This is a genomic window from Lachnoclostridium sp. MSJ-17, from assembly GCF_018918205.1.
In the GTDB taxonomy this organism is placed as follows: Bacteria; Bacillota; Clostridia; order Oscillospirales; family Acutalibacteraceae; genus Ruminococcoides.
The window spans coordinates 1-7,760 of the sequence record NZ_JAHLQB010000078.1; the positions used below are offsets into that span (position 1 = coordinate 1).

Annotated in this window: 5 protein-coding genes and 1 pseudogene; 5 read left to right on the top strand and 1 reads right to left on the bottom strand. The window is 53.4% G+C overall.

Annotation, left to right across the window (positions count from 1 at the left end; all coding sequences use genetic code 11):
* From KQI64_RS06510 to KQI64_RS06520, 3 genes are all read left to right on the top strand, one after another.
* Window positions 1-698, top strand: a 698-nt coding sequence (locus KQI64_RS06510) for an NAD-binding protein (RefSeq protein WP_216523904.1), incomplete at its 5' end; no start/stop codon positions are given.
* A 10-nt stretch (window positions 699-708) separates the two neighbouring features.
* Window positions 709-2,157, top strand: coding sequence for a TrkH family potassium uptake protein (locus KQI64_RS06515; RefSeq protein WP_216523905.1), 1,449 nt, complete (start codon window positions 709-711; stop codon window positions 2,155-2,157).
* Between the two features lie 50 nt (window positions 2,158-2,207).
* On the top strand, window positions 2,208-3,203 hold the full coding sequence (locus KQI64_RS06520; protein WP_216523906.1) for an FAD:protein FMN transferase: 996 nt from the start codon (window positions 2,208-2,210) through the stop codon (window positions 3,201-3,203).
* Window positions 3,204-3,311: 108 nt separating this feature from the next.
* On the opposite strand, the gene KQI64_RS06525 is transcribed toward KQI64_RS06520, so the two are convergent.
* A complete protein-coding gene (locus KQI64_RS06525) occupies window positions 3,312-4,778 on the bottom strand; it encodes a UDP-N-acetylmuramoyl-L-alanyl-D-glutamate--2,6-diaminopimelate ligase (protein ID WP_216523907.1) in 1,467 nt (488 codons plus the stop codon).
* Window positions 4,779-5,281: 503 nt separating this feature from the next.
* Here KQI64_RS06525 and KQI64_RS06530 point away from each other — a divergent pair.
* Both KQI64_RS06530 and KQI64_RS06535 read left to right on the top strand, forming a co-directional pair.
* The gene (locus KQI64_RS06530; RefSeq protein ID WP_216523908.1) at window positions 5,282-6,610 is read left to right on the top strand and encodes an extracellular solute-binding protein; all 1,329 of its coding nucleotides are present in this window, start codon (window positions 5,282-5,284) and stop codon (window positions 6,608-6,610) included.
* Between the two features lie 206 nt (window positions 6,611-6,816).
* A pseudogene (locus tag KQI64_RS06535) lies at window positions 6,817-7,760 on the top strand (hypothetical protein); the annotation flags it as partial.

Consider the following 7,760-nt stretch of genomic DNA (forward strand, 5'->3'; position numbering starts at 1 on the left):
ACATCAACATCGGCAGAAGCCGCGACGTCATCATTCTCGGCGGCGGCAAGATCTCGTTCTACCTGGCGCAGAGACTCCTCAAGGCGGGCATCGGCGTTAAGATCATCGAGAAGAACCCGCAGCGCTGTGACGAGCTTTCCGACCTGCTTCACGAGGCGGTCATTATCCACGGCGACTGCATGGATCAGGATCTGCTTCTCAGCGAGGGCATCGAGCACGCCGACGGCGTGATCGCCCTGATGGACTACGACGAGGAGAATATCCTCATTTCAATGTACGTGCGCAATGTTTCGCGCGCGAAAATCATCACCAAGGTCAACAACGCGCACTTCGATTCGATCGTTGAGCAGCTCAACATCGAGTGCGTCATCAACCCGAAGAAAATTGCGGGCGAGTATATTGCCCGTTATATCCGCGCGGTACAGAACTCTCTCGGCAGCAACGTCGAGACGCTCTACCGCCTCAACGAGGGCAGGGTAGAGGCGCTTGAGTTCCGCGTAAAGAGCAGCTCCCGCGTCGCTAATATCCCTCTCTCAAAGCTGAACCTCAAGGACGATCTGCAGATCATTTCCATCGCCCGCAGGGGCAGGATCATTCTCCCGACAGGCTCGGATTCCGTCATGCCCGACGATTCCGTCGTCGTTATCACAAAGCACAAGGGCCTCAAGGACCTTGACGACATTCTGAGCAGACGCTGAGGGATTGGTTATGAATAAAAGATTGATTGTCTATATCCTCGGCTGGGTTCTGATAGTCGAGGGCGCGGCAATGCAGCTGTGCACCGTAACCTCAATTATTTACGGAGAACACGAGGCGCTGTACTTCCTCGGCACGGGTATTGTCAGCGCGGTTCTGGGCGTGCTCGCCGTCAAGGTGAAAAAGCCGAAGAACATGGTGCTCTACCAGAAGGCAGGCTTCTGCGCGACGGCTCTGAGCTGGATCGTGCTCTCGCTTGTCGGCGCAATGCCGTTCTTCCTCAGCAGAGAGATACCGAACTACATCGACGCTCTGTTTGAGACTATCTCGGGCTTCACCACTACGGGAGCGACGATCCTCGTCGAGGTCGAGCGGCTCAGCCACAGAATGCTGATGTGGCGCAGCCTTATGAACTGGCTGGGCGGCATGGGCGTAATCGTGTTCCTGCTCGCGCTTATCCCGAAGCTCGGCGGTCAGCAGAATATCTATCTCATGCGCGCCGAAAGCCCGGGTCCGATCGTCGGCAAGGCGGTGCCCAAGATGCGCCACTACGCCGCTATGCTCTACGGCATCTACTTCGGACTGACGATGCTGGAGATGATCCTCCTGCTCTGCGGCGGCATGGAGTTCTTTGACGCGATAAACACCAGCTTCGCGACCGCCGGCACAGGCGGCTTCGGCGTGAGAAACGCGAACATCGCCGCCTACGACACCTACTATTTCCAGACGGTTATCGCGGTATTCATGATGCTGTTCGGCGTGAATTTCTCCGTGTATATCCTGATAATAACGCGTAAGTTCCTGCAGGCGGCAAAGATGGAGGAGCTGTGGTTCTACCTCGGCTTCATCGTGCTGTCGACGGTCATAATCGGCATCAATATCATGCCGCTCTATCCGACCGCCTACGACGCGTTCCACCAGTCGTTCTTCTACACCTCGTCGATCATAACCACGACGGGCTTCGGCATAGGAGACGTCAACCACTGGCCGATGCTCTCGAAGTCGATAATAATGTTTCTGACCTTCCTCGGAGCGATGGCAGGCAGTACGGGCGGCGGCTTCAAGGTCGCGCGATTGCTCCTGCTCGCGAAGGAAGCTAAGAAGGAATTCCTGCTTCTCGTTCACCCGCGGAATATCCGTCAGGTGAAGATGGACGGCAAGACCGTCGACCACAACACGATGCGCAGTACCTCTGTGTTCCTCGTCGTGTACATGGCGATTTTTGTCATCAGCTTCATTCTGGTTTCGATCGACGGAAAGGGCTTTGTGACGAGCTTCACCTCAGTCGCGGCTACCCTCAATAACACGGGTCCGGGTCTCGGCGACGTAGGCCCCGTCGGCAACTACACGTTCTATTCGCCTTTCGCGAAGTGCGTGCTGTCGTTTGATATGCTCGCGGGCAGACTTGAGCTTTATCCTCTGCTCCTTCTCTTCGCGCCCGCGGCGTGGAAAAGATCATAAATCTGAAAAACTACAGGGCGGGCATTTGTCCGCCCTTTTTTGGAACTGATATGAAAAAAGTAATCTGTATTCTCTTTTGCCTCATGCTTTTCTCGGGGTGCGGCTATTCGAATGTTGCAAGCGAGAGCTTTGAGAGCATGGACACCTTTATGAAAATCGATATCTACGGCAGCGCCGATACCGCCGCCGAGATCCGCGCCGAAATCGAGAGCCTTGACAGCCTTCTCTCCGCGCAGGACGACTCAAGCGAGATCGGCAGGCTGAATAAAAACGGCAGCGCGGAGTTTTCCGAGGATACCGCAGACCTGCTCTCTCAGGCGCTCGAGCTGTGCGCGGACACAGACGGCGCGCTGGATATCTCGGTCTATCCGCTCGTCGAGGCGTGGGGCTTCATCGACAAAAACTACCGCATACCCGGCGAAAGCGAGATAGATGACCTGCTAAAAAACACGGACTACCGAAAAATCACCCTCTCAGGCGGCAGGGCTTATCTCGGGAGCGGAATGAAGCTCGACCTCGGAGCCGTTGCGAAGGGCTACGCCGCGGACAAGGCGGTCGAGCTTATGAAGCAAAACAACGTCAGAGCAGGGATCCTCAACCTCGGCGGCACGGTCGCGGCGGTGGGAGAGAAGCCGAACGGCGAGAAATGGCGCGTAGGCATCTGCGACCCCGAAAACACGGCGGCGTACTTCGGCTCGGTCTCGGTCAGCGGTAAGGTCGTCGCGACCTCGGGCAGCTACGAGAGGTATTTTGAGCAGGACGGCAAGCGTTACTGCCACATCATCGACCCAAAGACAGGCTGCCCGACAGATAACGGCACGGTGTCGGTGACGGTGATTTCGGACAGCGGAACAAAGAGCGACGCTTTGTCGACGGCGCTGTTTGTGATGGGAATTGACGGCGCGAAGGAGTACTGGCGCAGTCACACCGATTTCGAGTTCATTCTGCTCGACGAAGAAAATACCCTCTGGCTCACCGAAGGGGCAGAGGCGGCGTTCAGAATGAATAAGGATTATGAATATAATATGAAAGTGATAAAGGCATAAAGAAAACGGCTTCCGCACGGAAGCCGTTATTTAGTTGAAAGTTGAAAATTGAAAATCGGAGCGGAGCGACCCTTAATTTTTCATTTTCCATTTTTCATTTTCAATTTATCAAAGTCCTTCTTCTTCGATAATCTCCGCGATAAGCTCGCGCTCGTCCATGTGGTATTTCACGCCCTTGATCTCCTGATAATCCTCGTGACCCTTGCCCGCGAGGACGATGATATCTCCGTCCTGAGCGTTGAGCATGCAGTAGCGGATAGCTTCCTTGCGCTTGGGTACGACGACGTACTTGCCGTCGGTCTTGTGCAGTCCGACCTCGATGTCCGCGATAATGTCCATCACGTCCTCAAAGCGCGAGTTGTCCTCGGTGATCACGCTGAGGTCACTCAGTCTGCCCGAGGTCTCGCCCATTTCGAAGCGGCGCACCTTGGGGCGGTTGCCGCCCGCGCCGAACATGGTTATCAGGCGGTTGGGGTTGTACTGGCGCAGGGTCGTCAGGACGTTTTCCATCGAGAGCGCGTTGTGGGCGTAGTCTATCAGCAGAGAATAGTTGCCGGGAACCTTGACGGGCTCGACTCTGCCCTTGACGTGGGCGATTTTCAGACCGTCGAGGATAGCCTTGTCGTCGATGTCAAAGAACGATACCGCGCTTATCGCCGCGAGTGCGTTGTATGCGTTGAACTTTCCGGGGACTCCTACGTCGGGCGAGAGGGTTTTAAGCCCTTCTGTTTCGAAGTGAACGCCGATGAAGCCGCCCTCAGAGAGCAGCCTGTCGTTCTTCGCGCGGAGCTTCGCGTTTTCAGAGAAGCCGTAGGTGAGGATATCGCCCTTGAAGTCTGCGGTGATTTTCTCCCAGCTCGGGTCGTCGATGTTCGCCGCGGCGTTTTTGCACTGACGGAAAAGCAGGCTCTTGCAGTAGAGGTACTCCGCCATGTCCTTGTGCTCGACGCCGCCGATGTGGTCGTTCGAGAAGTTTGTGAACACGCCGACGTCAAAGGTCATGCCCGCAAGGCGGCTCGCCTTCAGACCGATCGACGACGCCTCGATCACGAACGCTTTGCAGCCCGCGTTGACCATGTCGCGCATAGCCTTCTGGATTTCGTAGGATTCGGGAGTGGTGTTGTCGGTTTTTCTCGTTTCGCCGCCGAATACGATTCCGAGGGTGCCTATCGTGCCTGTCCTGATGCCCGCAAGCTCAAAAATCTGAGCGATCATCGCGGTGGTGGTCGTCTTGCCCTTTGTGCCGGTGATTGCGACGGTCTTGAGCTCGCGCTCGGGGTAACCGAAGAAGGTGCGGCTCATCAGCGCGAGAGCGAGGCGTGTGTCGGCGGTTTTTACAACAGCCACGCCGTCGGGAATCCGGGCGTCGATGTCATCGCTGACGATCAGCGCGGCTGCGCCCTTGTCAATGGCGGAAGCGGCGTATTTGTGGCCGTCTGCGGCTGCTCCCTTGAGCGCGACAAAGGCGGTGCCGTCACTCACCTTCCGCGAGTCGTAGATGAGGTCTTTGATATCGGGATTGCCGCCGCGGACGACGGTGTATTCAACGTCTTTGAGAAGGTCGTACAGCTTCATGAAAAAATCTCCTTTGTTGTTTTGGTTCAGATCGGGCGTGTCTCACAAGCGAGTGCCCTGAGCTGTAATTATTATACCAGTATTAGCTGCCAATTACAACCTCAGGCGGCGAAAGCGCAAGAAATTATAAGTCATGCAAGATTGGTTAATTTTCACTAAAAAATCCGGCAAAATTTTTAGAGCCGCTGAAAAACCGCCCCTGCGAAGGGCTCAAATCGTGCTTTTCCCTTAAATAGAGAAACGTCGATTGAGCAGTATGCACAAGAGGTCAACAGGAATAATGCACAAAATAGAATCATATAATTTGTTTAAATGAGAAAATTATCAAAAATGTCGGGTTAATTTAAACAAAAATTTAGTAAAGTTTTAACAAGTTAGTTAAAAATTACAAAACCAGTTGCAATTTGCTCCGTTTTTTGATATTATTTAATTAGTGAAGCGGACTGCCCTTTGTGCAATTTGCTCCATCGAAAAAATATTTTTTTTGAAAGAGGGAAATTCCAATGAAAAAGATTCTCGCCATTTTATTGGCAGGCATGATGACCGCAACAGTTTTTGCCGGCTGCGGCGGCGGTGGCAACACCGAGAGCGGCGGAAGCGGATCAGACACTCAGAGCAGCTCCGATGACGGCGGCGCTGAGGTCAAGGACGCTAACCTTGTAGATGTTTCCGTGTTCGGCGACGAGGACAACATCTCCCTGAAGGTATGGGCTCCCGATAAGGCCGTATCTCTTGTAAAAGAGCAGATCGAGGCCTTCAAGGCTGCTTATCCCGAGAAGACATTCACAAAGATCGAAGTTGTAGCACAGGGCGAAGGCGACGCGGGCACACAGCTCATGAACGACGCTTCCACCGCTGCTGACGTATTCAGCTTTGCATCTGACCAGCTCAACAAGCTCGTTGACGCTAAGGTTATCGCTCCCGTAGCGTTCGCCAAGGCTGTTACAGACATGAACTCCGAGGCTTGCGTTACCGCCGGTACTCTCCAGGATACCCTTTACGCTTATCCCGAGACCAACGATAACGGCTACTATCTCGTATACGACAAGACCGTTGTTTCCGACGAGCAGGCAGGCAAGCTCGAGGACGTTCTCGCCGCTTGTAAGGAAGCCGGCAAGAAGTTCATCTTCAACTGCGGCAACGGCTTCTACGGCTGCACATTCGCTTTCACCGCCGGCGTTAAGATCGACGGCCTCGAGGCTGACGGCGTAACCCAGAAGTTCACAGAGTACGACGAGGCTGAGGCTGTTAAGACTCTGCAGGCGTTCTCCAAGCTCATGCACGAGTACAAGGGCACATTCACCTCTCTTGACAACGCTCAGGTAGCTTCCGGCTTCTCCACCGGCACACTCGGCGCAGGCGTTGACGGTTCATGGAACACCAACGCTGACCAGGATGCTCTGAAGGACAACTTCGGCGCAGCCAAGCTCCCCACCATCAATGTTGACGGCACCGACAAGCAGCTCATCTCGCTCTTCGGTTATAAGTACATCGGCGTTAACGCTGCTTCCCAGTATCCCGCAGCAGCTCAGGTTCTCGCTTACTACCTCGCAGGTGAGACCTGCCAGCAGCAGAGAGCTGAAAAGCTCGGTTGGGGTCCCTCCAACAAGAACGTTCAGGGCATGGACGTTGTAACAAAGAGCGCTGTTCAGCAGGCTATCAAGCAGCAGTCTGAGAACGCTTGCGTACAGGTTAACATTGCTCCCACATTCTGGGATCCGATGGGCAACCTCGGCAACAAGCTCGTAGCTGACGACACCGATCCCGACGACGCGGCTTACTTCTCCAAGCTCCTCAAGGACACCGTTGCCAACGTACGTGACGAAGGCTGATCACACGACTGACATCTGAAATTTTTATTACCCGATAAAGCTAAGGGGTGCCGCCTCTGCGGCGCCCCGAAGCACCGGCTGATTTACGTTTTCGACTGCACCAAACGAATAATGTTTTATTATGGGAGAAAACGTAATAGAATATTATTAGTTTGGTGTACCTGTAATAAAAGAGAGATTTTCAAATTATTCAAAGGAGAGCTTATATGACATTTGTTGAATATAAAATGCTCAATCCTTTCCAGAGGTTTGCTTACAATTTCAAGAAGGTTTTAAAGTCAATTCCTAAAGCGGTGGGAGGTTTCTTCAAGGGCATCGGCATGGCCATTGTTAAATTTTTCACCGGCATCGGCAAGGGCTTCAAGAACTACGGCACCACCTTCGCAAAGGGTGACTGGGCGACTAAATTATCGTATTTGATCTTTGGCGTGGGCGACCTGCACAAGGGTAAATACTACAAGGGTATCCTCTTCTTCCTTACTGAGGTGCTCTATATCCTCTACATCACACTCTTCGGCTGGCAGTATATCTCAAAGTTCGGTACCCTCGGTACCGTACAGACCTCCATGCAGAAGGTCAACGGAATCCCGAAGCAGGTATTCGGCGACAACTCAATGCTTATCCTGCTTTACTCCGTACTTACTATCGTTATCACGGTAGTTGTATTCGCAATCTACATCGCTAACATCAAGGACGCCTACAAGCATCAGGTTATGAGAGAAAACGGCGAAAAGCCCACCTCCCTCAGACATGACGTGAAGGAGTTCATGGACGGCAAGTATCACATCACACTTCTTTCCTTCCCCGTGCTGATGATCGCTGTTTTCAACATCCTCCCGCTCATCTTCATGATCCTTATAGCGTTCACAAACTATGACAAGCAGCACATGCCTCCCGGAACTCTGTTCACATGGGTCGGAATGGACAACTTCGGCTCACTCTTCAACCTCGTTGAGGGCGCTAAGAAGGGTAAGACCTTCATTGAGCTGACCGGTTGGACGCTCCTCTGGGCTGTTCTCGCTACCTTTACCAACTATATCCTCGGTATGATCGTCGCTCTGATGATCAACAAGAAGGGTATCAAGTTCAAGGGTCTCTGGAGAACCCTCTTCGTTATCGCTATCGCGGTTCCCCAGTTCGTATCCCTGCT